The 25395-nt window shown below is 55.0% G+C and carries 28 protein-coding genes and 1 pseudogene; 10 read left to right on the top strand and 19 right to left on the bottom strand.

Going from position 1 to position 25395, the window contains the following annotated elements; genetic code table 11:
- The coding region (locus tag Q0683_RS08515; protein ID WP_298977290.1) for a TIGR02281 family clan AA aspartic protease at positions 1-542 on the bottom strand (542 nt) is incomplete at its 3' end.
- A 62-nt stretch (positions 543-604) separates the two neighbouring features.
- Here Q0683_RS08515 and Q0683_RS08510 point away from each other — a divergent pair.
- Positions 605-1063 carry a Uma2 family endonuclease gene (locus Q0683_RS08510; RefSeq protein WP_298977289.1) on the top strand — a complete coding sequence of 153 codons (459 nt, stop codon included), beginning with the start codon at positions 605-607 and terminating at the stop codon, positions 1061-1063.
- Positions 1064-1069: 6 nt separating this feature from the next.
- On the opposite strand, the gene Q0683_RS08505 is transcribed toward Q0683_RS08510, so the two are convergent.
- The 8 genes from Q0683_RS08505 to speA all read right to left on the bottom strand — a co-directional run bounded on the left by Q0683_RS08505 (position 1070) and on the right by speA (position 8495).
- Positions 1070-1474, bottom strand: a complete 405-nt coding sequence (locus Q0683_RS08505) for an NIL domain-containing protein (protein WP_011057637.1) — start codon at positions 1472-1474, stop codon at positions 1070-1072.
- Positions 1475-1588: 114 nt separating this feature from the next.
- Complete coding sequence (locus tag Q0683_RS08500) at positions 1589-3091, bottom strand: CapA family protein (protein ID WP_298977287.1); 1503 nt, start codon at positions 3089-3091, stop codon at positions 1589-1591.
- A 96-nt stretch (positions 3092-3187) separates the two neighbouring features.
- Positions 3188-3658, bottom strand: coding sequence for a CBS domain-containing protein (locus Q0683_RS08495; RefSeq protein ID WP_298615210.1), 471 nt, complete (start codon positions 3656-3658; stop codon positions 3188-3190).
- A gap of 2 nt (positions 3659-3660) precedes the next feature.
- Positions 3661-4077 carry a chorismate mutase gene (gene aroH / locus Q0683_RS08490; RefSeq protein WP_298615212.1) on the bottom strand — a complete coding sequence of 139 codons (417 nt, stop codon included), beginning with the start codon at positions 4075-4077 and terminating at the stop codon, positions 3661-3663.
- A 45-nt stretch (positions 4078-4122) separates the two neighbouring features.
- Complete coding sequence (gene sppA, locus Q0683_RS08485; RefSeq protein WP_298615233.1) at positions 4123-4947, bottom strand: signal peptide peptidase SppA; 825 nt, start codon at positions 4945-4947, stop codon at positions 4123-4125.
- Positions 4948-5000: 53 nt separating this feature from the next.
- Entirely contained in the window at positions 5001-6125 is a 1125-nt protein-coding gene (locus Q0683_RS08480) for an S-layer homology domain-containing protein (RefSeq protein ID WP_298977284.1), read from the bottom strand.
- A gap of 52 nt (positions 6126-6177) precedes the next feature.
- Entirely contained in the window at positions 6178-6564 is a 387-nt protein-coding gene (locus Q0683_RS08475; protein WP_298977282.1) for a hypothetical protein, read from the bottom strand.
- A 17-nt stretch (positions 6565-6581) separates the two neighbouring features.
- Positions 6582-8495: a biosynthetic arginine decarboxylase gene (gene speA, locus Q0683_RS08470; protein ID WP_298615235.1), complete on the bottom strand. Its 1914-nt coding sequence runs from the start codon at positions 8493-8495 to the stop codon at positions 6582-6584.
- A 513-nt stretch (positions 8496-9008) separates the two neighbouring features.
- On the opposite strand from speA, the gene accC reads away from it, so the two are divergent.
- From accC to purM, 4 genes are read left to right on the top strand one after another with little or no spacing between them, the layout of a single operon-like run.
- A complete protein-coding gene (gene accC / locus Q0683_RS08465) occupies positions 9009-10370 on the top strand; it encodes an acetyl-CoA carboxylase biotin carboxylase subunit (RefSeq protein ID WP_298615219.1) in 1362 nt (453 codons plus the stop codon).
- Positions 10370-11440, top strand: coding sequence for an undecaprenyldiphospho-muramoylpentapeptide beta-N-acetylglucosaminyltransferase (murG, locus tag Q0683_RS08460; RefSeq protein ID WP_298977280.1), 1071 nt, complete (start codon positions 10370-10372; stop codon positions 11438-11440). Before accC ends, murG begins: the two co-directional genes overlap by 1 nt.
- A 10-nt stretch (positions 11441-11450) precedes the next feature.
- Positions 11451-11945, top strand: a complete 495-nt coding sequence (locus Q0683_RS08455) for a low molecular weight protein-tyrosine-phosphatase (protein WP_298977277.1) — start codon at positions 11451-11453, stop codon at positions 11943-11945.
- Entirely contained in the window at positions 11945-12970 is a 1026-nt protein-coding gene (gene purM / locus Q0683_RS08450) for a phosphoribosylformylglycinamidine cyclo-ligase (protein ID WP_298615226.1), read from the top strand. Before Q0683_RS08455 ends, purM begins: the two co-directional genes overlap by 1 nt.
- 106 nt (positions 12971-13076) lie before the next feature.
- On the opposite strand, the gene Q0683_RS08445 is transcribed toward purM, so the two are convergent.
- The 3 genes and pseudogenes from Q0683_RS08445 to Q0683_RS08435 form a co-directional block, all read right to left on the bottom strand.
- Complete coding sequence (locus Q0683_RS08445; RefSeq protein ID WP_298615229.1) at positions 13077-13250, bottom strand: hypothetical protein; 174 nt, start codon at positions 13248-13250, stop codon at positions 13077-13079.
- A gap of 266 nt (positions 13251-13516) precedes the next feature.
- The gene (locus Q0683_RS08440) at positions 13517-13930 is read right to left on the bottom strand and encodes a Uma2 family endonuclease (protein WP_298611425.1); all 414 of its coding nucleotides are present in this window, start codon (positions 13928-13930) and stop codon (positions 13517-13519) included.
- A gap of 14 nt (positions 13931-13944) precedes the next feature.
- Positions 13945-14061, bottom strand: a pseudogene (locus tag Q0683_RS08435) (IS4 family transposase); the annotation flags it as partial.
- Between the two features lie 280 nt (positions 14062-14341).
- Between Q0683_RS08435 and Q0683_RS08430 the strand changes: the two are divergent.
- Positions 14342-14920 carry a DnaJ domain-containing protein gene (locus Q0683_RS08430; protein ID WP_298611428.1) on the top strand — a complete coding sequence of 193 codons (579 nt, stop codon included), beginning with the start codon at positions 14342-14344 and terminating at the stop codon, positions 14918-14920.
- Here Q0683_RS08430 and Q0683_RS08425 read toward each other — a convergent pair.
- Together Q0683_RS08425 and Q0683_RS08420 are read right to left on the bottom strand one after the other, a co-directional pair.
- Positions 14915-15409 (bottom strand): hypothetical protein, encoded by a 495-nt coding sequence (locus Q0683_RS08425; RefSeq protein WP_298611431.1) that lies wholly within the window; start codon positions 15407-15409, stop codon positions 14915-14917. The genes Q0683_RS08430 and Q0683_RS08425 overlap by 6 nt on opposite strands.
- Positions 15410-15614: 205 nt before the next feature.
- A complete protein-coding gene (locus Q0683_RS08420) occupies positions 15615-15806 on the bottom strand; it encodes a hypothetical protein (protein ID WP_298611434.1) in 192 nt (63 codons plus the stop codon).
- A gap of 83 nt (positions 15807-15889) precedes the next feature.
- On the opposite strand from Q0683_RS08420, the gene Q0683_RS08415 reads away from it, so the two are divergent.
- Positions 15890-17041: a trypsin-like peptidase domain-containing protein gene (locus Q0683_RS08415; protein ID WP_298977273.1), complete on the top strand. Its 1152-nt coding sequence runs from the start codon at positions 15890-15892 to the stop codon at positions 17039-17041.
- A 169-nt stretch (positions 17042-17210) separates the two neighbouring features.
- On the opposite strand, the gene Q0683_RS08410 is transcribed toward Q0683_RS08415, so the two are convergent.
- Positions 17211-18224: a zinc-dependent alcohol dehydrogenase family protein gene (locus tag Q0683_RS08410; RefSeq protein ID WP_298611439.1), complete on the bottom strand. Its 1014-nt coding sequence runs from the start codon at positions 18222-18224 to the stop codon at positions 17211-17213.
- A gap of 99 nt (positions 18225-18323) precedes the next feature.
- Between Q0683_RS08410 and Q0683_RS08405 the strand changes: the two genes are divergently transcribed.
- The gene (locus tag Q0683_RS08405; RefSeq protein WP_298611442.1) at positions 18324-19046 is read left to right on the top strand and encodes an ABC transporter ATP-binding protein; all 723 of its coding nucleotides are present in this window, start codon (positions 18324-18326) and stop codon (positions 19044-19046) included.
- On the opposite strand, the gene gmk is transcribed toward Q0683_RS08405, so the two are convergent.
- The gene (gene gmk, locus Q0683_RS08400; protein ID WP_298611445.1) at positions 19043-19618 is read right to left on the bottom strand and encodes a guanylate kinase; all 576 of its coding nucleotides are present in this window, start codon (positions 19616-19618) and stop codon (positions 19043-19045) included. The genes Q0683_RS08405 and gmk overlap by 4 nt on opposite strands.
- 77 nt (positions 19619-19695) lie before the next feature.
- On the opposite strand from gmk, the gene Q0683_RS08395 reads away from it, so the two are divergent.
- Complete coding sequence (locus tag Q0683_RS08395; protein ID WP_298611448.1) at positions 19696-20187, top strand: biopolymer transporter ExbD; 492 nt, start codon at positions 19696-19698, stop codon at positions 20185-20187.
- 9 nt (positions 20188-20196) lie between these two features.
- Entirely contained in the window at positions 20197-21120 is a 924-nt protein-coding gene (gene era / locus Q0683_RS08390; protein WP_298977269.1) for a GTPase Era, read from the top strand.
- A gap of 867 nt (positions 21121-21987) precedes the next feature.
- Here the strand turns inward: era and Q0683_RS08385 are convergent.
- From Q0683_RS08385 to tsaB, 3 genes are read right to left on the bottom strand one after another with little or no spacing between them, the layout of a single operon-like run.
- Positions 21988-23295, bottom strand: coding sequence for a DNA repair exonuclease (locus tag Q0683_RS08385; RefSeq protein ID WP_298977267.1), 1308 nt, complete (start codon positions 23293-23295; stop codon positions 21988-21990).
- Between the two features lie 13 nt (positions 23296-23308).
- A complete protein-coding gene (locus tag Q0683_RS08380) occupies positions 23309-24787 on the bottom strand; it encodes a CIA30 family protein (protein ID WP_298612076.1) in 1479 nt (492 codons plus the stop codon).
- Complete coding sequence (tsaB, locus tag Q0683_RS08375) at positions 24777-25394, bottom strand: tRNA (adenosine(37)-N6)-threonylcarbamoyltransferase complex dimerization subunit type 1 TsaB (protein WP_298612081.1); 618 nt, start codon at positions 25392-25394, stop codon at positions 24777-24779. Before tsaB ends, Q0683_RS08380 begins: the two co-directional genes overlap by 11 nt.
- Position 25395: the final 1 nt, after the last annotated feature.

Below are 25395 nucleotides of genomic sequence, written 5' to 3'. Positions count from 1 at the left end.
GGCAATTGCTTACGCTGGAATCCCCCAACGCTGATGGATTGGATATACACGACCGGCAATATCACTTGACCATTGGCTGTATGGAATAGCCGATTATCCACCACCTGCGCAGGGGTAATGCCTAAGGCCCGTGCCATGGGTTGCGTAATTACGGTCATACTGGCGCCCGAATCCACAAGCATCTCAACGGGCAGGCGTTGATTTAATATCACTTGAATCACGGGAATGCCCCCTTCTCGCCGGCGGATAGGGACAATGCCCCCAGGCTGAGGAACTGCGGTTGCCGTTGGCGGAGCAGGGGTTCGGGGTTGTTGTTGCAGTTGTAACAATTCTTGCCGATAACGAGCAAGGGCTGGCGCTTCCTGGGGATGGGCGCGAATCAGCCGATCGAGAATTCTCACGGCTGTTGCCCAGTCTTGGTTGGCGATCGCCCGATAAAAACTTTCTGGTAGCGCCACCGCCGGCACCCCCTTGGCCGGGGCAATCAGGAACACCATCCCCGCCAGTGTTGCCAGTGCCCAGTATCCGTAATGTTGGGTCATGAGTTTCTTCGTACCCTAGGATCAATAGTAGCGAGAGAACCGCCGGCTATTCCAGACTGGCCATGAGCACGCAACCTTCGCCGCAACTGAGTCCTGAAGACTATTTGGAATGGGAAGCCCAAAGTGGCGTTAAGCACGAATATATCCATGGCCAAGTATCTGCAATGGCCAGAGCTAGTGATGCCCACGTTACCCTAGCCTTGAATTTGGCCACCCTCCTACGACCCACTGTGCGGCAGCGGGGTTGTCCTCTGTACATGTCAGATATGAAAGTGCGGCTTGAGCAGCGAAATTGCTTTTACTATCCTGATTTGTTGGTGACCTGTGACCCACGGGATCAGCAAACACCGCTCTATAAATCCTTCCCTTGCTTGGTAATTGAGGTGCTTTCTCCCTCAACAGAGGCCTTTTTATGGGTTTGGCAGGCCTACTCTCCTCCAGAAGATTGGGTTGAATTCAAGAGCATTGGCTGGCAAGGCCACATATCGGGTATTTATGAGGATGTCAGCCTAGAATTGTAATCTCAATCAAAAGTTGGTGTGAATCGCCTCCATCGGGCACGCAGCCACACATTGCTCACAGACAATGCAGCGGGAGCGGGTAAATTGTAGCTGAAACGTCTCTGGATGTAGGGTCAGCGCCTGAGTGGGACATACCCCTGTACAGAGGCCACAGTGGACACAGGCCTGCTCATCAATGACAATTTCGCGGCTGGCAAGGGAAACCTCAATATTCTGCTGCCGCAGCCACTCTAGGGCAGCTTCCATTTGATCAATATCGCCGGCCAGCTCTAGAACCAGTTTCCCCACTTGGTTGGGCGCCACTTGGGCACGGATGATATTGGCCGCAATGTTAAAGTCCTTGGCCAAGCGATAGGTGACGGGCATTTGAATCGTCCGTCGGGGGAACGTCAGTGTAACCCGCTTTTTCACTGGTTGAAACGCCCAAACCGCTGTATCTTTAGTTTGGCATATTCATCCAATTTGAAGACCCATGCTCTCCAGGGGGCGATCGCGCAAGCCTGCCCTGCTCTTAAACCAAGGATTTTAAGATTGGGAAGGGGTGGGGAAAATCTCGCCAAGGCGTCCAATGTTCAGGGGAGTGTTGGGAAAGTCTATTTGGGTTAAACGGCGGATCAGCTGCACACTGGCAAAGTTTTGGTCAATGTGAGGAACCCCTTTGGCATCGAGGCGCACGGGAATGACTTTTCCTTGAATGAAGCGACCAGAACCGTCCAGTTCCACATCGAGAATGAGGGATTTACCCAGTGCACCGGCGCTGCTGAGGGTTTGATAGCCAACAAAGTTTCCTAGGGAGTAGGCAATGAGGCGACCTTTGTACAATTCCAAGGCACGGGGGACATGGGGGCCATGCCCTAGGATTAAATCGGCGCCGTTGTCTATCATGGTGCGGGCAAACTGCACCACATTGCCGCGGTCTTCGCCGTAGAAGTACTCCCTGCGATCGCGGGTGTGAATCTGATCGCTGCCTTCGGCACCGCCATGGAAACTGACAATGACAATATCCGCGTTTTGCTTGGCTTTTTGAACGAGGGCAGCACTGCTTTTGAGGTCTTGAATGCGGTTCTGGCCATGGTAGGTGGCAAAGCCGATAAATGCTGTTTTCAGGCCATTGGCTTCAAGGTAGGTAATTTGATTGAAATCCCCAATGGCAGTCATGCCGGCCGCGTTGATGTGGCGAATCGTATCGCGAAATCCCTGCTCATTAAAGTCGTAGCTATGATTGTTGGCAATGTTGAGGACATGGAAACCGGCCTGGCGCAACACCTGCGCATAACTGGGCGGCGAGCGAAAGGCAAAACTGCGACCGCTACTGGTGTTTTTGAAGGGATGGGGATAATCGGTGAGGGTACCTTCGTAGTTGCCGAAGAGGAGATCGGCCCCCTGCAGATAGGGTTTCACAGCAGCAAAGAGCTTTTGCGGATCCGCAGGCAAGCGGTTGCTGGGAAAATTGGTGCCAAGGACAATATCGCCAACGGCTTTAATCCGCAAACGGCGATCGCTAGGGGCAGGGGGAATCAAAACCGGCGCAATGGCGGGGCTAGATTCGGCAACGGGCGGCGCATCCACCCTTAGTTGATTTTGCAGCGTCAGAGCCAGAGTACCACTGCCGGCGATCGCCAGCACACCGAGGACAAAGGCATTCACTGCGTGGGGGGAGGAAGCAGTGACAGGGGGTGCATGATCTGTGCTTGCCCGCGGTTGAACAAGGGGGGTGGTGAGCAGAGTCTGCCGCAGGTCAATGGTCTGTGTCCATTCTGGCCATTCTTCGCCAACTAGCCGAGCATGGAGCCGCACACGCAAAATTCCTTGGGGCGCTAACTGCTTGAGACCGCGGGAAACAAAGGCAGCACAGGCGTGGGGTGGGAGCGATCGCGCTGCTTCAAACATAATCTGTAAACAGTCGCCCCGTCGTCGCACAAGGGCACGCACCCCCTTGGCCTGAAGCGTGCGGTTCATCAAATCGGCAATGGCCTCTGCTTGACCCTGCCGTGCCTGCTGCCAAATCAAATCAAGGGAAGCGGTCATGACCAAAGAAACCTCAGGCGATCGCGAGCAAACCTGTGGTTATTCTATGGGAAGTCACCAATCTTGAAAGTTAGTGTCAGACCAATTTGACAAACGTCACGCAGAGGTTTCTTGGGTATGCAAGGCTCGCAACAAATCATGGCGGCTAATAATGCCCACCAGCTCCCCTTGGTCATCCAACACCGGCAGGCGACTGATGTGATGATTGACCATGAGGCGAGCCGCTTCGGAGATCGGCGCATCCACGTGGATGGTGTGGGGATGGGGCGTCATCACATCCTGTACCTGTTGACCCAGGGTTTTCTTGAGGTGTTGATGAAAAGACTCCGGTGACTCAAAGTAAATGATGCTTCCTAGGAACGTGATGTACAAGGGGGGTTCTAGGGGCGCTTCCCGTACAATCAGGTCAGCTTCAGACACCAATCCCACTAGTTTACCTTGGTCATCCACCACGGGAAGGCCGCGCACTTGTTTTTCTTCCATGAGGCGAACCGCCTCAGAAATCGGCGCATCGGCACGAATGGTAAAGGGGGTGGGGGTCATGTAGTCACGGACAAGAGCGGGCATAGTTAACCTAGGGAATGGGAGGACAGTTCGAGAGGATGATAGTCGCCATGCATTGCCAAATCGGGGCGGAGGCTCTGGGCATGGCGCAAATAGGCATGGTAAATCGGTTGATCGGGGTTGGGGGTGTTGAAATAAATCAAGCAGCGGATACAGCGGGGTAAGCCTCCCTCCACGTGCATTTGCTGGACATCGAGAAGGGGAATGTTGCGCCAATGGGGGCATTCCCGGGCGATCGCTGCCGGAAAAATCTGGTCTAGGTCACGGGTTACAGAAAAAGTAACACTGATGACTTCTGAAAAATCGAGGGCATTACGCCGTTCAATCTCACCGAGGAGTTCCAAAACTGCCTCACGGATTGCTGGAACTGAATTTTCAGTGGCGGTAGTTGCTCCACGAATTGCTCGGACGCGCCAGCCCACAGGTTACTCCTCCATTAAGACATCCGCAAGGGTACTGTATCCAGCTTAGGGGCGATAGAGCCAGAGGGGAAGTCCATTGGTGGCCATTTCAAATTCCAGCCAGTCTAAAGCCGCCTGCCACGGAAAGAGAACTTGTTCCTGCTGGCGCGGAAACAGTCGAGCTAAGGGGGACTTGGGTTCTTCAATGGTCTGCACCTTGGTTTTTTCCGGGTCGAGTCCTGCAAGTTCCGCCAGCCAGCGACGGGCATCCTCTTCGGTGCCTAGACGATCCACAAGTCCGAGGGCAAGGGCTTGCTCCCCCGTAAAGACACGGCCATCGGCAAAACTACGCACGGTTTCCACATCCAAATTGCGCCCCTCGGCCACAGTCTGGACAAATTGGTGATAGCTGGTGTCAATGAGGTCTTGGAGAATGCGGATTTCTTCCTCAGTCAGGTCGCGATCAAAAGCAAGAATGTCTTTATAGGGGCCAGACTTGATCACCTTGAATGAGATCCCCACCTTGTCGAGGAGCCGCTGGAGATTGTTGCCCCGCAGGATAACACCAATACTGCCCGTAATGGTGCCGGGGTTGGCCATGATGTGCTGTGCCCCCATACCGATATAGACTCCCCCAGAGGCGGAGATATTGCCAAAACTGGCCACGATTTTCATTTTTGGCTGCAAGCGCTTGAGGGCGGCATAGATTTCTTGGGAGTCCCCCACGGTACCACCGGGACTGTCAATGCGCACCAGCAGCGCCGGGTAGCGCCGTTGTTCAATAGTTTTCAAGGCCTTGAGGACACGGCGACGGGTGCCTCCAGCGATCACCCCTGTAATTTCCAGGCGAGCAATTTGACGATGGTAACCCCGGGAAAAAGGCCAAGGCATAGGCAGCAATCAGTTCAGTGACAATTGGCTCAGATTTCTAATCTAGCAAGGTTCTAGGAGGCAGAGGGCGGTAGCTGCTTCACCATGGCTGCTGAGAGTCCCTCTGTGCCATTGCCGATATACCACAGGGCTGCCGCTGCTTCGGCACGGGTGACGGGTTTCTGGGGCTGGAGCAAGCGCGTTTCTCCCCAAACGCGACGAATGTTTGAGAGATCTCCTGCCAAGTAGTCAGCAGCTACGGCATTGATGGCGGGGGGAGCAATCCGTTGACTGTCCTTGAAGCCCCAGGTTTGCTGAATGCGATCAATCGTGCTGGGGCTGAGCCGCCCCCGCTGATCCAGGGGCACTTTCCATTGCAAGAGGGTTTCGCGGGTCAGGGGAGCCTCGGGACGAAAGAAGGCACCCCCCTCCCCACTGAGGGGACTGGGTAAAAATCCCGCCATTGCCAGCCCTTGAATGTAGGGAAAGTCGGGATGGTCAGGGGGGACATCCTGAAAGACTGGCGTATCGTTGCGGTTGCCAAGGCGGATTTGCCGCGCGGGGCGATCGCTATAAAAGCGGTTGTAGGTGGTCACCAGCCAGCGGACAAACTGACCGCGACTGATAGGGGTATTGGGTTGCAGGCGATCGCCGGGGGTGCTGAGGACTCCCAGTTCTGCTAAATCGCGAACAGCAGGCTGTAGAGGAGCAGGAGTATCCTCTAAATCGGTAAAGGTTTGGGGTGAGGTGGTGTGGGATTGGGGAGGAGGAGGGGCGGCGGTGAGGGGGGTGTAGGCCACGGTGAAGGTTGTGAGGTTATTTTCCGGCACGGTGTTGATGGTAACATGCACTTCCAGTTCAGAATTGCGCCCCTTGAGGCTGACGGTATTGTCGGCCACCTGCTGCTCCACCAGTTGCCAGCCCGATTCTTGAAATTGCCGTGTGTAGAACTGCTGAATGGCGATCGCCGGTGCCCTTACTTGCCAGCGAGTTTCCGTGGTCTGCGGTGCCCCCGCTTGCGGCTGCGTACTCACAAGGATGGCATCGGGAAATCGCAAATTCGCCGGCAGCGTTGTTGTCGGTGCCGAAGGGGGCGTGGCCGGGGGAGGATTCCCCGCCCATTGCTCCGCATTGGGATCAGCGGCAAACCAATTTTGCAGTCCACTACCCTGGCAACTCCCGAGAAGCAGGGCACTCAAGAATAGAAACATCCATCCCAATGGGCGCGATCGCTTCAACGTTCTCTCACCCTCAACTGGCCGCCTCTTTGCCTAGGACTGATTTCAGTCGCCACAGGAGAAATGTCTGCCCCAACTCCAAGGGCAGGGGGGTTACCCCTTCAATGCAGGACTGTACCCAACCGTCACCCCAAGACCACTCCTGCCAGCCCTCAATGGCCTGCCGCAGCACTAGGACTAGTCGCTCTGCCGTGAGCAGTTCCACGCGATGTTCCAGTTTTAACCACAGGAATTCACTGGTGAAGGTCTCCCCCACTTGCAGGCGATCGCCTCTTGTCTGAAGCTGGAGGGGCCACAACCAGCGGCGTAGCTGGGCTGGCTGCGTCAAGTAATCCCGCAGTTGGTCTGCACTGGCTGCCACGTCAATGCGCAAATGGCTGGACTGAAATGTTCCTAGCATTGCTTTTCCTGAGCATCCTAAGAAGAGAGGTACGTGTAGCTGCGCAAGCTCCGCTCGTAGTTTTCTAAGAGGTGCTGCGCTTCCGCCAGGGTAATTTGCTGTTCTGCAAGGGCAGCCTCGGCTCGACGGCGGATTTTTTCCAATAGGGCATCCCCTTGGTACTGCACATAGCCAAGGACTTCTTGCATTGTATCCCCCCGCACTAAATGCTCAATTTCATAGCCCTTTGGCGTCAGACGAATATGCACAGTGTTTGTATCCCCAAATAGATTGTGGAGATTGCCCATGATCTCTTGGTAGGCACCGTTGAGAAAAAGGCCGAGGTAATAGGGTTCGTTAGGACGAAAAGGATGGAGTTCTAAGACCGATTTCACATCCCGCAGATCAATGAACCGGTCAATTTTGCCGTCGCTGTCGCAGGTGAGATCGGCAAGGATGCCCCGCTCTGTGGGTTCTTCATCAAGGCGGTGAATGGGCATGATGGGAAACAGTTGATCAATGGCCCAGCTATCGGGCACCGATTGAAACACCGACAGATTGATGTAGTAGATGGAAGCCATGATTTTCTCAAGATCTTCTAGATCATCGGGCACGTATTCCTGCTGACGGGCAATGTCGAGGATTTTGGCACAGCAGGCCCAAAAGAGGCTCTCTGCCCGTGCCCGCTCTGGTAAACTCAAGTAGCCAAAGTTAAAGAGGCTAATGGCTTCCCCCTTAAATTGCAGGGCATCGTTGTAGGCCTCTTGGTAGTTATTCTCGTCAATCGTTTGGTAAGTTTCGTAAAGGTTGCGGATAATCAGGTGCTCCTCCTCCGTGGCAGGTTCGGGGGTAATTTTGGGCACTTCACTGACCCCCAAGACATTGAAAATCAATACCGATTGATGGGAGGCAATGGCGCGGCCACTCTCACTAATCAGGATGGGATCGGGAATGCCCCGCTGTTGACAGGCGTCCTTAATGCCAGCGACGACATCACTGGCGTAGTTTTGCATGCTGTAGTTTTTCGAGGCATGGAAGTTAGTTTTCGAGCCGTCGTAGTCCACCCCCAAGCCACCGCCCACATCCAGGTAGTGCATATTGGCGCCGAGGCGCACCAGTTCGCCATAAATTTGCCCCGCCTCGCGAATGGCATCCTTAATGACGCTAATGGCCGAGATTTGCGAGCCAATGTGAAAGTGCAACAGTTGCAGGCAATGGAGCATTCCCGCTTCCCGCAGTTGTTCAACGGCAGCTAGGATTTCTGGCACGGTCAAACCAAATTTGGCGCGATCGCCAGCGGAGGTGCCCCAGCGTCCTACCCCTTGGGTACTGAGTTTTGCCCGCACGCCCAAAATGGGTTCAATCCCCAAGGTTTGGCTAACGGCGATGACTTCCGCCACCTCTTCCGGCTGTTCAAGGACGATGATGGCCGTGTGGCCAAGGCGGCGGGCAAGAATTGCCGTTTCAATGTAGGCGCGATCCTTATAGCCGTTGCAGATGAGCAGGGCGCCGGGGGTATTGAGCATTGCCAAGGCAATGAGCAGTTCCGGCTTAGAACCCGCCTCTAGACCAAACTGGTGGGACTGGCCAAAGTGCACGAGGGCTTCAATAATGTGGCGCTGTTGATTGCACTTGATGGGAAAAACCCCCTTGTATGTGCCCTGATAACCATAGCGGGCAATGGCGCGGGCAAAGCAGGCATTTAGCCGCTCAATCCGATCCTCGAGAATATCGGAAAATCGCAGTAGCAACGGCAGGCCAATGTTGCGCTGCTGGAGCGCCTGCACCAGTTCGTAGAGATCCAACGACCCCCCGCGATCGCCCTTGGGAGAGACGGTGACATGGCCTGCGGCATTAATGCCAAAATAGGGTTCGCCCCAGCCCTGAATGCGGTAGAGCTGCTCGCTGTCCTCAATTGTCCAATTGCTGGTTTTCGTAACGGTCAATGCCATCGTGGGTGACACAGCAGCCATAGTGCGCTGTGAATGCTCCGCTGATAAGCGGCTTCCCAATCCTGTTACCAGAGAGGGAGGCGGCATTCTCGCCTACTGCCAGGAACTTTTGCCTTTGCAGCACCCCAGGTCATTTCTGCCTGGGGGTTTTGGGTTGAAGTGGTTCATGCCAACTTCTGGCCTGTTCCCTACGTTATAAGTCGGGTAATGCCAGGGCTTACAGGTTCAGTTGTACCTTGCCAAGCAGGCCTTATATCTGCCCGAATCCCCAGAAGTCTTTCTGGCGGGCAATAGTGCCATACTTGGTTAGGGAAACTATATCACACCCGCCGCTAACTAGGGAATGACGCTTCCCCTTCATTCGTAGGATATGCGGCGGCATTGCTCAAACCAAACCCTGCTGATCCTATACTTGTTTTTGCCGGTGGCACCAATGCAATTGCGGTTCCGCTTTTCAGAAGCGTTCGGCTGACATGGTAGCATTAGGGATCGCTTCCCCTACCGCTGACCGCCATGGCCTTCACGAAAATTTTGATTGCTAATCGTGGCGAAATTGCCCTGCGGATTCTACGCACCTGTGAAGAGTTAGGCATTGCCACCGTGGCTGTTTATTCCACCGTAGATCGCCATGCCCTGCACGTGCAACTGGCGGATGAGGCAGTATGTATTGGCGAAGCCCCCAGTAGCCGCAGCTATCTCAATATTCCCAACATTATTGCCGCTGCCCTTACCCGCCATGCTTCGGCAATTCACCCCGGCTATGGCTTTTTGGCAGAAAATGCCCGCTTTGCGGAAATTTGCGCCGATCACAAGATTACCTTTATTGGGCCAAGTCCTGCGGCGATGCGTGCCATGGGGGATAAATCCACCGCCAAAAAAACCATGCAACAGGTGGGGGTGCCCACTATTCCCGGCAGTGATGGTTTGGTGCAGGATGAGGAAACCGCGCGGGCGATCGCCCGCAAAATTGGCTATCCTCTGATGATCAAGGCCACCGCTGGCGGAGGGGGGCGCGGTATGCGCCTCGTGCGCTCTCCAGAGGAGTTGGGACGTGCCCTGAGTGCTGCCCAAGGGGAAGCGGAAGCCGCCTTTGGCAATCCCGGCGTCTATCTAGAGCGGTTTATTGAAAATCCCCGCCACATTGAGTTTCAGATTCTTGCCGATAGCTATGGCAATGTCATCCATCTTGGCGAGCGGGATTGTTCGGTGCAGCGGCGTCACCAAAAGCTCCTTGAGGAAGCTCCCAGCCCTGCGCTGACCCCAGAGTTGCGCGCCCAGATGGGGGCAGCCGCTATCACTGCTGCCAAGGCTATTAACTACGTCGGTGCCGGCACGATTGAATTTCTCCTCGACGGCCATGGCAACTTTTACTTTATGGAGATGAATACCCGTATTCAGGTGGAGCACACCGTTACAGAAATGATTACGGGACTCGATCTAATTGCTGAGCAAATTCGGATTGCCCAAGGGGAACCCCTCAGTTTGACACAAGAGCAGGTACAGTTGCGGGGACATGCCATTGAATGCCGCATCAATGCCGAAGACCCCGAGCGCAATTTTCGTCCCCATCCCGGTCGCATTAGCGGCTACCTGCCGCCCGGCGGCCCTGGGGTGCGGATGGACTCCCATGTTTACACGGACTATGAAATCCCCCCCTACTATGATTCGCTGATCGGTAAATTGGTGGTGTGGGGGAGCGATCGCCCTGCTGCCATTGCCCGCATGAAGCGCGCCCTGCGTGAATGTGCAATTATGGGGGTGCCGACCACCATTCCTTTTCATCAGCAAGTGCTGGATACGCCTGAGTTCCGCAGTGGCATTGTCTATACCAACTTTGTTGATAAGTTCATGACCACATTGGGCTGGAACGTTTAATGCCTGGACAAGGAAAATTACTGATTGCAGCGAGTGGTACCGGGGGGCATCTCTTTCCGGCGCTGGCAGTGGCAGAGCAATTGCCCGAATACGAGATCCATTGGTTGGGGGTGCGCGATCGCCTCGAACAGCAATTAATTCCACCCCACTATCCCCTGCATACCGTCAACTTTAGCGGTGTTCAGAGCAAAACCCCTTGGGCAAAGCTGCGCCCCTTGTGGCAATTGTGGGGGGCTTTTTGGCAGACGCGCCAGTTGTTAAAACAGGGAAACTTTCAAGGGGTATTTACCACCGGGGGCTACATTGCGGCGCCGGCCATCCTAGCGGCTCGCAGTTTAGGGCGGGTTGTCCTGCTCCATGAAGCCAACGCCCTACCGGGCAAAGTTACCCGCTGGCTGGCTCCTTGGTGTACGCTGGTTGCCTTGGGAACCTCCGCGAGTTTAGCCTACCTTCACTCCAAACGGCTGAACCTACGGGTCACCGGCACACCGCTGCGTCCCGATATTCTCCATCCCGGCAACTTGGCGTTACCGATTCCCAAGGAGGTGCCTCTGATTCTGGTGATGGGGGGCAGTCAGGGGGCTGTGGCCCTCAATCGCTTAGTGCGGGAAACAGTTCACGTGTGGCTTGAGGCCGGCGCTTGGGTGGTGCATCTGACGGGAACCAATGATCCAGAAGCCCAGAGCGTTCAGCATCCCCATTACTTGGTCTTTCCCTTCTTTGAACCCATGGGGCCACTGTTGCACCGCGCGAATATTGCCATTAGCCGAGCCGGCGCCAGTGCCCTGGCGGAACTCACCCTCACAGGAACGCCGGCGCTATTAATTCCCTATCCCCATGCGGCTGAGGATCATCAAACAGTTAATGCTAAAGTGCTGGTGAGTGCGGGTGCCGCTGAAATGATCCCGCAATCGGCATTGACGGGCGATCGCCTCGGACGGATCATTTTAGAATGGCTAGGGCAGCCGCAAAAATTACAAGCTATGGCAGAGAAGGCCCGCCAACTGGCCATGCCCCACAGCACTCAGCAGGTTGCTGACCTCATTCGCACACTGATGCCCGCCCCCTAGGAAATACGCTATGCCCATCCGTCTTCTGTTTGTTTGTTTAGGGAATATCTGTCGCTCCCCTGCCGCTGAAGCAATCATGCAAGACCTGATCAAAAAGGCTGGTTTAGAGCATGAAATTCAGTGTGATTCCGCTGGCACTAGCAACTACCACGTCGGCGATCCCCCAGATTCTCGTATGGTGATGACGGCACGGCAACGGGGACTGCACCTAACCCATCGAGCACGCCAATTCCACACTGCCGACTTTGAAGAATTTGATCTGATTTTGGCGATGGATCGGGAAAACTACTATGACATTTTACGCCTTGACCCTGAGGGGAAATACCGTGACAAAGTGCGGCTGATGTGCGAGTTTTGCCGTCACCACGACGCAAAGGAAGTGCCTGACCCCTACTACGGCGGTCGCCAGGGGTTTGAAAAGGTGCTAGATCTGCTCACCGATGCCTGCGCAGGCCTACTGGAGTATCTCAAAGCCAACTATCCCCAGCTTCAGGAGCAGTGCTGATGGACTATCGCAGTGCCGGTGTGGACGTGGCCGCGGGTCGCGCTTTTGTCGAGCAGATTCGCCCCTTGGTGCAGCGCACGCAACGACCGGAAGTGGTGGGACAATTGGGGGGCTTTGCTGGGCTGTGTCAAATTCCCAAGGGCTACCGGCAGCCGCTTTTAGTGTCAGGAACCGATGGCGTGGGCACCAAGCTGAAAATCGCGCAGACGCTCAATCGCCACAATACGGTCGGCATTGATCTGGTGGCCATGTGCGTGAACGATGTCCTTACCTGTGGCGCTGAGCCACTCTTTTTCTTGGACTACATTGCCTGTGGGCGTCTGGCGCCGGAGATTATGACCGCTGTGGTCGCGGGTATTGCCCAGGGGTGTGAAGCAGCCGGTTGTGCCCTCTTGGGGGGGGAAACAGCAGAAATGCCGGGGTTTTATGCCGAGGGGGTCTATGACCTCGCGGGTTTTTGTGTGGGCGTGGTTGAGCAGGATCAGGTGCTGGATGGCACACAGGTACAGGTGGGGGATGTGGTTTTGGGATTGGCCAGTTCTGGGCTGCACAGTAATGGCTTTAGTTTAGTGCGCAAAATTGTCAGCGATCGCCGGCTCAGTTGGCAAGATCCCCCCTTTGGCAACACCCCCCTTGGTGACCTGTGCTTAGAACCGACCCGCCTCTATGTCCAACCCATTCGTGCTGCCTTAGGCCAAGGGATTCCCATTCACGGCATGGCTCACATCACTGGTGGGGGGTTGCCCGAAAACTTGCCCCGCTGCTTGGGGGAAGGGCGATCGGCAGAACTCGACCCGCAGGCTTGGCCCATCCCTCCCCTCTTTCACTGGCTAGGGGAAATGGGAAACGTCAGCCTAGGGGAACTCTTTAACACCTTCAATATGGGCATTGGTTACACCGTTGTTTTACCGGCGTCAGCAGTGGCAGCGGCTCAGGCCTGCTTTGCTGAGTGGGGCATTGAGAGCTGGCGGATTGGCACGGTTGTTGCGGGAACCGGTGAAGTGTTGGGATTGCCGGCTGCTTAATCCATTCCTGTTTACCATCCAGCCTTTTGCCCACGCCTAGGATAAAGGTGCTGGGTGCGACCACAAACGGTTAAAAAAGTCATAGCTCCCTTCCTCTCCTAAGAGTTCAGAAAAGGGCTGTCTCAAGGGGCGCTCTTTGCGTTCCTAAAGGATGATGTCTAATCGTTGTTGACGCAGGGGCGAGAGCAAGTTTGAGCAGTTCCGCTTCACGGCGAAAGATTTCCACAGTTTGGCGTCGCCAATCGGCAATCCAGTACTCCTTGGCTAGATTGACGCTCATCCCGCTAACGCTATGCCTAACGGCAGGCTCACGCCAACGCGTATAGCAGGAGATTCCCCGTTCACCGAGTCTTGACGAGATGCCCCAAAGGACACCCCCGCCAGAACCTCTCCAGGGGCATTTTCAGCACGATGCGCCCCACCGCCTATACATATTCCAAACTTGACGACACACTATCTAGATCGTGGTCGATCTGCTTGGCCTGCTGCTTAGTTAGTTTTAGTTTGTACTTGTATGTCAGGGGTAGCATGGGTGCATTATAGCTTTTAGTCGCGACCGATTTTTGGTGCTAGCTCAATATATCCAGCAACAATCTGAGATTCACTGACTGCTGCTTGACCACTACCTAACCGCTTTGCGGTATAGGCGGAGCACTGCGGCGAATTTTGGTAGAGTTTGAGTTTGATCTGGCGATCGCGCCGTTCATTTTCTGCGCCCGAAGACAAAACCTCAATCACAAGGTCTGGTGCCCCCCGGACATGACTCGCGTCATCAATCAAGGCCGTATATTTTTCCATGCTTAGCCAGACGACATCTGGAATCACATCATTGCTGGCACTAAACATGACACCCACTCCCATGCAGGCACGACCGAGACCCGTTGCTTGTGACCATGCCTGAAGTTGGCTGTAAAAGTTTCCACAAATGGTTTGATGTTGCCAGTGGGGGGCACGGGTCACTAATAGCTCTCCATCAATAATTTCCTCCCAAAGTATTCGGGTACATCCACTAGCTCTAAAATTAAATACGCAATCAGTACCATGTATATCTGGTTCACGACACCATTCACACTCTTTGTAATCAATCAGTCTGTCGTGATTTACTGCCGTTCTCATATTGTTTTTCATACGCACGATTTTTTCTACCCCTTCAAACCGTCGTTCAACACTTCTGGTTGCAGACATGAGGACTATCCTCTAGTCATTTCTATGTACCCCCTATTCTAAGAAAAGTGCTATACACTATTCTTTCGGTAAAATGTGTTCAAGCCTCAGGATCACTGTGCTAGGGTGATAAATCTTGATGCTTTGGCACCACCAATCAGCCATCCAACAATTTTTTAGATTCCGAGTTTTTTGCGAGTTTTTTTAATGACTGATCACCGACTCATTGAAAGTTATCGCCGCCTCGGGCTTCCTATCGGTGCTTCTCTGGAAGAGATTAAAACAGCCTACCGTCAATTAGCGCGGCAATATCATCCCGATATCAATCCTGAAGTGCATCAAGATCAATTTGTCGCAGTACATGAGGCCTACCGCTATTTGCTTGAACATTGGCAGGATACAGATAACGGTGACGTGGCCAAGGATACTTCTACTCCAGCGGTTAGTGTAACGGTCAAAAGGACTCATGTATCTCCTTTGACCCCTGAACAGGAGCAGTTAAAACGTCAAGCGCACAAGCAGTGGCAGCTTTTTTTGGCAGAAGAACGATTTCCACGGGCGATCGCCCTTTTGGAAAATTTAGAACGACAACTGCCTGCGGACGAAGAAGTGTTTGCTTGGCAAGCAGAAACCTACTACCAGTGGGCTGTCAAATTGATTGATCAACGCAAGTCGTCATCGGCGCGAACCTACCTCAAGAAAGCTCTACGACTGAACCCCCATAATCAGCGCCTGTGGCGAGAGATCAATCGTCAGTTCGCTCGTCTCGAGCAGAGGTCACTATAACCAAGCGGCCAAGAGTGTGACCACGCCCAAACCCGTGAGGGCAAGCCAGATGAAGGCATTCGGTAAAGGCGTAGCAGGGGGCGGTGGTTCTTGAGGTTTTGGGGTGGCAGCCGATGGCTTTTTCAGGGAATGGCTGTAGGGGGATGTGTAGGAGCGATCGCCCACATGGGATAGGTCGGGAATTTCGCTATTCCATTCAGGCCGACGTTTTAATTGGGGGGCTTCCAAAATCGCCAGCAAGCGGCGACTTTCCTGCCGCGTGTAATGGTCGGAATGGCGTTGGAGTTGACGGCAGAGGCTCACGGCTGCCTCTTGATCCCCAGCAGCACTGTAGGCAACAACTAACCAGAGGCGAATTTCCCCCGCTTGCTTGGGGTTTCCCACCGCCAACGCCGCCGCCTGTCCGAGGAAAGCAACGGACTGTTGATAGTTGCCCCGCTCGAAGGCCTCTTGTCCCTGCTGTAAGAGAGCAACTACTCTATCCGTCATGGCTCAAACAAGGCAGTGCCGTGGCTCAAACGGAAAGCAGGGGAGCCACTCGTCAGTCAGCTGCAGATGGGCTGGATACAGTTGAGGGCCGGGGTGCAGGGGGAATACCCACAGCGCCATAGGTTTCTGCATGGGTTTGGTCATCTATCGGTCACCTAGGGAAATTTGCAAAGATGAGGGGCAAAAGTAGCTTTGCGCTCTCAGTTTAGACTGATTCCTCTTCTGCAACAACAATCAGTCCCTTTTTGATCAGGGCTTGCAGGTCAGCATTGTGGGTTTTGCAGTTGCGCCAGCGGCGTTCATCGACATTTTCATTGCGACCCGGCTGGAGGGTTACCGGCCCAAAAAAGCTATCAAAGCTCATGGGTTGTTCTAGGTGGCTAATCACAGTGAGCATGGCAGTAGAGGTTAGACAGACTCTCTAGACTCTCTACTTTCAGGATAAGGCTACAGTGGATCTACTGCCGAGTTGAGTGCTGTATGATTCTTACGCGGTTGAGTCGAGTCGGGATGGCGATCGCCCTAGGGGCACTGACAAGCTGTTCACTACGTCTGCCAAATCGCACCCCGCCCACTCCCAATCCTGCGGCATCTTTGCCTCCCCTTGCCCCTCCAGATCAACCCAATGGGGGTGAGAATTTCATTGCCAAGGTGGTTGCTGAGGCAGGGCCAGCGGTGGTAAGCATTGATACGCTGCGGATGCAACCCAGTGAAGAGGATGGTTTTCTCAATCCTTTTCCCATACCCGATGTGCCGGTACGCCAAGGTCAAGGCTCTGGGTTTATATTCACCCCCGATGGCAAGGTCATGACCAATGCTCACGTGGTAGAAGGCGCTAGTGCTGTGCGAGTCACACTGCCCGATGGTCGCCAGTACGCAGGCAAAGTGGTGGGTGCTGATTCCCTGACCGATGTGGCAGTGGTGCAAATTCAGGCTAAAAATTTACCCACCGTGCAACTGGGCAATTCGGATACCCTTGTGCCCGGCGAGTGGGCGATCGCCATTGGGAACCCCTTGGGGCTGAGTAACACGGTAACGGCCGGAATTATCAGTGCCACAGGGCGTGCCAGCAATGAAATCGGCGCTGCCGATAAGCGCGTGAGCTTTATTCAGACGGATGCGGCAATTAATCCGGGGAATTCCGGGGGTCCCCTCCTGAATGCCGCCGGTCAAGTGGTGGGCGTCAACACTGCCGTGATTTCCCAAGCGCAGGGTCTGGGCTTTGCCATTCCTATTAATACTGCCTATCGCATTGCTGAGCAGATTATCGCCACCGGCCGCGCCCAACACCTCTATTTAGGAATTCGCATGGTGCAATTGACGCCGGAATTGGCGGCCAAAATCCGTCAAGATCGCCCCACGTGGCGACTACAACAAAACAAAGGCACGCTGATCATTGGCATCGCTCCCAATTCCCCTGCAGCTAAAGCAGGCCTGCAGGCGGGCGATTGGATTGTCAAGATCAACACTATCAACCAGCCTACCCCCCAACAAATCCAAAGTGTTGTCGAGCAAACCAAGTTGGGAGAGAAAGTAACCTTGGAGATTCGGCGGGGCGATCGCCAGCAAACCGTTAGCCTTCAACCGGAGCCAATGCCGCCAGAGTTGTACCCCTCCTCTCAGCCAGAATAAGTTAGCGCCAAGCCTCTGGCAGCACTGTTTCTTCCGTAAACCGGCGACCACAATAGCTAAGGCGTCCGTTAAAAATGCAACAAACTCAATAGAGGTCGCTAAGGAGCGTTGGCAGCGGTTGGGAGTAACAGGGCGGCAAGGAGCTGAGCAACCATCAAAAAATCCCCCATTATGGGACGAGAACCACCTTCCCCTGCACTAGGCGTTGGCTGAGATAGCGGTGGGCATCCGCCGCTGCACCAAGGGGAAAGGTTTTATCCACAACAACCCGCAGCTCACCCCGATCCACTAGGGTGGCAACCTGCTCAAGAATTTTGCCCTGATGGGCAAGGGCATCACTCAACTCCATGAGTTGGGGGGTCAGCATGAGCGTGAGTTGAATCAAGAGGTTGCGTTGGCGGGCAATTTTCCAGGGGGTATCGGCTGCGGGTTCCAAGAGGGTGGCCAAGGTGCCATAGGGACGCACCGCTTTGAACGTTTCACTAAAGGTTGGGCCGCCCACAGTGTCCAGTGCTAGGTCAACACCTTTGCCCTCGGTCCAATCCAAGACCGCCTGTACCCAATCCGTGGTTTGGTAGTTAATGGCAAGGGCCGCTCCCAGACCTTCAACAAAACGCGCTTTGGCTGCAGAGCTAATGGTCGTGGCAACGCGGGCGCCAGATCGCCGTGCCAGTTGAATGGCCAGATGCCCCACCCCGCCCGCCCCGGCGTGAATGAGAACGGTTTTCGCTGTCGAGAGCACATTCAAAGGGGGCACAGCACCGCGATCGCCCAGGGCTTCCCAGGCGGTGATGACTGCTAGGGGCAAGGCAGCGGCCTCGATAAATGAGAGGGATTTGGGTTTGGGGGCAACGGCAATTTCCGGGACAACGGTATATTCGGCATAACAGCCCCCGCGATCGCCCAATCCGCCGTAGCAAAAATACACTTCGTCTCCCACTCGAAATCGCTGTACTGCTGCACCCACCGCCACAACTACCCCTGCCCCATCGCAGCCGAGAATTGCGGGCCGGCGATCGGGAAAAAAGGTGCCCCGCTGTCGCAACTTGGTATCAATGGGATTGACGCTGGCTGCCCGCAGTTGAATTTTGACCTCATGGGGCGTCTGAATCTCTGGCTCAGGCACCTCCCGCAAGACTAAAACATCGGGGTCACCGAATTCTGTGATGGCAATTGCTTTCATGGCGTCTTTCACCGTCTTCTGAGTCTTCCCTGCCCAAAACAGCAGAGTCCCTATACTAATCTAGTAAGATGTCAACCCTCCGGCGATGTCCTTTACACCATGAGTTTGCTCCACGTTACTGAGGTCTATGCTGGCTATATTCCCGATGTGGATATTTTACGGGGCGTCAATTTTCGTCTCGAAGCAGGGGAGCTGGTAGCAGTCATTGGCCCCAATGGAGCAGGAAAATCAACATTGGCAAAAACAATCGCCGGTTTGTTGACGCCGCGCTTGGGCACAATCACGCTTGCAGGGGAAGATATTACCTACTTGCGCCCCAATGAAATTGTCAAAAAAGGCATCGGTTACGTTCCTCAGATTGCCAATGTCTTTCGCTCCTTGACCATTGAGGAAAACTTAGAGATGGGCGCCTTTATCAAAAGCGGCAACCTCAAGGCTCTCAAAGAACGCGTCTATGACACCTTTCCCCGCTTGGCTGAGCGCCGACAGCAACGGGCAGGGACGCTTTCGGGGGGAGAACGGCAAATGCTGGCCATGGGTCGCGCCATGATGCTGGATCCGCAAATAATGGTCTTGGATGAACCCTCCGCTGCCCTCTCGCCAGCGCTGGTCAATGATGTCTTTGCCAAAATCAAGGAGATTAATGCCCAGGGCACGGCCATTATTCTGGTGGAGCAAAATGCGCGGAAAGCCCTTGCCATGTGCGATCGCGGGTATGTCCTAGAAATGGGCAAAGATCGCTATGAGGGACTGGGCAGCGAACTGCTCAATGACCCCAAAGTGGGGGAACTCTACCTCGGCATTGTGCGGGCAGAACCCTAGGCAGCAGGGCTAAAAATGGCGGTTTCGAGGGCAATTAAGCTCTTTTCCAAATCATCATTGACAATTTGCACGTCAAATTCTGAGGCAGCGGCAATTTCCGTTTCCGCTTGGGCTAGGCGGCGGGCGATCGCCTCCTCACTGTCCTGACCGCGGCTGCGCAGGCGGTGTTCCAGTTCAGTGAGGGACGGGGGCAGAATGAAAATGTGGCGCGCTTGCGGGTAGGATTGGCGAACTTGGCGCGCCCCCTGCAGCTCAATTTCAAGGATGACCGTCTTTCCCTCTTCAATAAGCTGGAGCAGCGGATCCCGTGGGGTGCCGTAGTAGTGACCCGCAAACTCCGCCCATTCCAAGAGCTTACCCGAAGCAATCATTCCCTTAAATTCTTCCATAGACACAAAATAGTAATCCACCCCTTCCACCTCCGTGGGGCGCGGCGGACGAGTGGTCGCTGAAACCGAAAGGGCAAGCTCAGGGTGTCGCTGCCGCAGTTGGCGCAGGAGCGTTCCTTTGCCCACACCACTGGGGCCGGTAATCACAATGAGTTGTCCGGGCTGGGGCGTTGCAGTGGTCATAGTTCCATCGGGGAGAAACTTTCTAATCCTACTCTGTCTGCTCAGGGTTTTATCATTAAAGGCAGCGTGGTTGAGGAATGGCCGTGAAGATTCATTTGCCTAGTGAGAGCGAAAATGCCCGTATTGAGATGCTGCCCCTCATTGATGTGGTTTTTTGTATCCTCACGTTCTTTATTTTGGCGGCGGTGAGTTTAACGCGGCAGCAGGCCATTACATTGAATTTGCCCCAAGCCAGCACCAGTCAAGCCCAGTCCCAAAAGATGCTGGTGGTGAGCATTGATCCGGCAGGACAACTCTTTGTGGACAAAGACCCCGTCAACCGCAGTCAACTCTACGAACGCCTCGCCACGTATTTGAAAACCAATCCGGCGGGGATGGTGATTTTGCGGGCGTCCCAGGTGGTGAGCTACAACGAAGTCATCCAAGTCTTAGATCTGCTGCGCTCAGTGGGGGGTAGCCGTGTTGCCCTGGCAACCCAACCTGTCGAAAAACCCGTTCTCAGTACGGAGCCAAGCCCTCTGCCCTCACCACCGGCCACAACTCCCAATCAGACGACTCCAACCCAATAGGGTGTAACAGTGGAAACGATTCCAAGCATTCCTGCTGCTCCAGCGGGCTTTCGCTCCGGCTTCATTGCCCTAGTGGGTCGCCCCAATGTGGGTAAGTCAACGCTCTTTAACCATCTGTTGGGGCAAAAGGTGGCCATTACCTCCCCTGTGGCGCAAACTACCCGCAATCGCCTGCGGGGCATCCTAACCACGGCCACGGCGCAGTTTATTTTTGTGGATACGCCGGGTATCCATAAGCCCCACCATCGGCTCGGTGAAGTGCTGGTGCAGAATGCAAAGGGAATACTCAATCGGGTGGATGCGATTGTGTTTGTGGTGGATGCTGCCAGTCCACCCGGTCGGGGCGATCGCTACGTTGCAGATCTCTTGACAACGACCCAATCTCCCGTTCTTGTGGCCATCAATAAAATTGACCTCCTCGCAGAAGGGGAGCGCGAAGCGCGGCAACAGGACTATCAAAGCCTCGGCCCTTGGCCGGCCTATCCCTGCTCAGCTTTGACTGGAGAGGGGGTAAGTCTGCTGCAATCGGCAATCGAGGAGCAGTTGCCCCTTGGCCCCTATTACTATCCGCCGGAGATGGTCACCGATCAGCCGGAGCGATTCATCATGGCGGAATTAATTCGCGAGCAAATTTTGCACCACACCCGCGAGGAGGTTCCCCATTCGGTGGCGGTGACGATTGAACAGCTACAGCAGGAGCGCCACCTGACTCGTGTCCACGCGGTGATTTACGTGGAGCGTCCCAGCCAAAAGGCCATCATTATCGGCCAAGGGGGTCAGTTGCTCAAACAAATTGGCACCGCTGCCCGCCAAGAAATGGAAACCCTCATTGGTGGCAAGATTTATCTAGAGCTGTTTGTGAAGGTACGCCCCCGCTGGCGACAGGATCGGCTGCGCTTGGCAGAGTTGGGCTATCGGATTGAGAAGGATTGAGCAATGCCGTCGCGCATCCTACGAATGGACGGGAAGCGTTATTCCCTAGTTAGCGGCGGATAGGATATGGTTTTTCTAGCCATGTATGGCACTATTGCCCGCCAGAAAAGACTTCTGGGGATCCGGGCAGATATAAGACCTGCTTGGCAAGGTACAACTGAACCTGTAAGTCCTGGCATCACCCGATTTATAAACGCAGGGAATAGGCCAAAAGTTGGCATGAACCACTTCAACCCAAAACCCCCAGGCAGAAATGACCTGGGGTGCTGCAAAGGCAAAAGTTCCCGGCGGTAGGTGAGAATGCCGCCTCCCTCTCTGGTAACAGGATTGGGAAGTCGCTTATCAGCGGAGCATTCACGTGAGGGATATAGCATTGCGAGTGGACAGGGTAGAACCAATGGGTTCCTTGGGGACGCGTTTAAGGCCTTGCGCGATCGCCATTGCCTAGGGGTGCCCCCAACGATATTGACACCCAAGAGGATGCCCAGTTTTTAGTGCGCCCTCCACTTCTTCCCCAAAATGAATTCTCGGCGTTGAAAGCGGGGGATGTCTCCACACCGCCATTGGAGATACGAGTAGCAGATATGAACCCACCGAAGGCACCTTTGGCCCTCCGGCCGAGGAGGATGTCCAGAACTTGAAAACTGGCTCTGGGCTAGCCCAGGTGATTGCTTTTGTCACGTTCCCCTTGGGGGCGTATTCGAGCGATGCCCTTGTGGCCAGCTCAACAGCAGCGAATTGTTCAGGCCAAAGACGGGGCGGATGCTTTTGCCATGGCGGGCTATTGGTACAACACCCTAATAACTGGCCAAACCACGGCCGGTGCAACCGCAGAATGCCCAAGTCCGGCAAAAATGGCAAGCTTTCCTACAGTCTCCCGCTGGCCAGTTGATCCATGGGGCAATCAACCCCTCTCGTTCCATTCGCTGAGGAGAAGTCTGCCAGCCATTGATAGAGGTCAGGAATGTTGACGTTGGGCTGAAGTAGATCTTCTTTTAGGTGCATGAGAACCTTGGCCAAGGGTTCGGCGCGATCGCGATACTCAGCAACACTGGCCAATAGATCCGCAAACACCTGTTCTTCAATTAGGGCACGCGGGGGTGGCTCAGCCGTTGCATTGCGGTAGGTTTGGTAGGCCACAGGCGTTGCTGCAAACCCCAAACGAAAAATAAAGGCATGGGAGGCCTCCTGGAGTTGCCCTTGGAGCGATCGCACAGCCAACTCACTGCGCTCAAACCCCACTTCTCCCCGCAGGGTAACTTCCACAATTGCCTCCGCCATCTCTTCCCGATGTCGCCGCACCAAGTCCTGAAGTCGGCGCTCCACCTGGGTCACGGTATCACTGGGGCTGAGGTTGAGGCTGTAGCGATAGATAGGGCGCTGCCAGTAGTCTTGCTTGAGTTCTGCCTGAGGTGGGCCATTGTCGAGGGTAACCAGCAGCACCCCGCGCGGATTTTGCTGTTGATTTTCCTGAATTGAGTTGGCCTCAACGGCGCCGGGGTTAAAAATCCAGTCCTCAACGGCATAGTGGCGATGGATATGCCCTAGGGCAAGGTAGTCCACCCCCGCTTGGCGCAGGGGGAGAAGTTCTTCATAGCGCAATGCCCCTTGGTAGCGGGAGACTTGCCCCTCAAGGCCATGGTGAAAGAGCATAATTGTGGCTCTAGGTCCTGGCGGCAATGCCTGAATTTGGCTGGCAAGCTGTTGAATGGCACGGGGAGCACTGGCGCCATACCACTGGGAACCAATGACCCGCACCCCGCAGGGAAGATCAATGTACCCACCCCGCGCCGTCTCTACATCCCAGGGGTGCAACAGACCATTTTCATCAGGCTCTAGAAGAGACAAGTAGTCTTTTTCACAGAGGTAGCGGAGCCAGTTGGATTTGACGCCGTAGGGGCAGTTGTCGTGGTTGCCCTCGATCGCCAGCACTGGAATCCCTGCCGATCGCACCTTATCGAGGACGTACTCCGCTTGATTGAGAATGCCGGGGGTAATCATGCGCTCCTCAAACAGATCCCCGGCAATCAGCACAAAATCCACTCCTGCTTCAATGGCGTAGGTTTGCAGGGCACTGTCAAAGGCGGTAAAAAAATCAAGGGTACGGCTGGGATTCTCCTGACGATACTTACTAAAGCCGAGGTGAACATCCGCAACATGGAGAAAACGCACCATTTGAGAGCATCTCCTAGGGGCGATCGCTTTCAGCGTGCCGTAGGCAATCGCTAGACAGTTGCGCAAGGCGAATTGCCCAGTTGGGAGTCGCCGCAGCGGGTTGATCTGTGGCTGCCACTTCCACCGTGCGATAGCAGGCCACAGGCAAATTCAGCAAACTAACCAGAAATGCGGCTAAATCTTCGCGACTCAGAGACCCCGTCAGGCGATCGCCTTGATCAAGGCGTAGGTCTTTGCCACCGGGCTGATCCGTCAGGCCACAGGGGCGAACAATGGTATAGGGTAGGCCACTTTGGCGCAGCAGATTTTCTGCCGCCAGTTTCCAAGTAAGGATGCCCCCCAGTTGCTCGTTGTATTGCACTGCCAAGGGCTGTCCCTTGAGGTTCAGACTTGCCTGCTGTGGACGGGTAACCCCCGCCGAACTCACCTGAATGATGCGCGGCAAGGGCACATTTCCATAGGCTTGGAGCGATTCAATCTCAAGGCTGAAAGTGCCGCGGCGGAAGTGGGGATTGAGGGCACCGTCGTACTCAAATTTGCTGAGCATCAATTGCAGCGAGTAGATTTGCCCCACATTGAGGGGCGGCGCATTGGGGGCAGTGCGTGCCCGAAACACGGGGATAAAGTGGCTGAAGGGCAATTCAACCGTGATCCACTGATCGGCCACCGTGTCAAAGGACAGGGCATAGCCGATGCCATCCCACGCTGGGTCACTGCGCAGGAAAAATTTATAGCGCTGACCATCGCCGCGAACCCGCAGTTGAATGCCCGTGTACCCTTGGAGGTTGAGGGGGGGATTGAGGTTGCGGGTACGGATGGAAACAAACCCGCCGGCATTTTCCGTAGAAACCAGCCCCGTAAAAAGAGCACTGTGCTCCTTGAGGTAAAACTGACTGGCACTGACGCCGCCCATGACCACATCATCAAGGGCACCCCAAACCTCCCTCAACGGGGGCGTGGGATAGCGGTAGTCAAAGAGGGGATAGGTGTTGGGCTGACTTTGAAAGTAGGGTTGAGCGCGTTCCAACAGATGCCGCATCCCCTCGAATTCAACGGCCTCTGGACTAGCACCGACAATTTCAAGACCCGGCGGTGGCGCGTTGGGATTGGGCTGTACCTTGGCCCCGACACAGTTGATCACCGCCCGACTACCCTGCAGGAGATCGGCGGGAAGGGGTTGAGTGACATCGGCCACTGTAATCTCTAAAAAAGGAGCGGGGGGAAGTACCTGCTCCGCCTTGGCGCGATCGCGCACCACTGCCCGCACCGCATAGCCCTGATTTAGGAGGGTTTTCACCACCGCTTGACCCGTTCGACCCGTTGCCCCCATCACCACCACTAGGCCACTGCCGCGATAGGCGGGCGGCTCAAAGAGATCCGGCAAAAGGGGTGCCAGCACAGGGCGTAGTGGCTCTAACGTTCCCACAAGCGGCAAAGCTTGAAAAAAGCGCAGGGTATCGAGAAAGCGACCGAGTTCCCAGTTATTTGCCATAAAGGGGCACCACGCTTGACCAATGGGGAAATTCTTTCCCTGCCCTTAGTGTATCGTGCCACCGGTGGGCTGCCCATGTCAGCAGGGCGCAGCCGTAGTCCCTGGGAGGGGGGGGAGCCAAGGGCCGGTAGGGGTAAAGCCAAGAGGCTAAGAGGGCTTCTGCTTCACTGTCAGCAAGTAGGCGATCGCCCCACACCGAGTTAAGACTGCCCCCCTGATAACGGTAAATGCCAAGGTATTGATGCCCCTGCTGGGCACGCCGCGACACCACCCCATCCTGTTCTCGCAGTTCATAGCGATAGTGCCAGGCGATTGTCCCAAGGCTAGATAGACCCAGAAGGGGCACCTCCAATTGCTGGGCTAAGACGCGGGCAGTCACTACCCCCAAGCGCGTTCCCGTAAAGCTACCCGGACCACAACCGACGGCGATTGCGCCTATCTCGCCCCAAGCATAGGAACCCATAAATTCATTCAGGCAGGGGTGTAGCTGGCTGGCCAGTGCACGACCCAAAAACCAAGTTTTAACCTCAAGCAATTGATGCGCCCTTAAGTCATAGAGGCCGGCAACTAGGGGGGCATCGCTTGTATCAAAACCGAGGCAGAGCAGA

This window comes from uncultured Thermosynechococcus sp. (genome assembly GCF_938074695.1).
GTDB lineage: Bacteria > Cyanobacteriota > Cyanobacteriia > Thermosynechococcales > Thermosynechococcaceae > Thermosynechococcus.
Note: the sequence above shows the minus strand (reverse complement) of the source record. Positions and strands in the feature narration are given on the sequence as shown.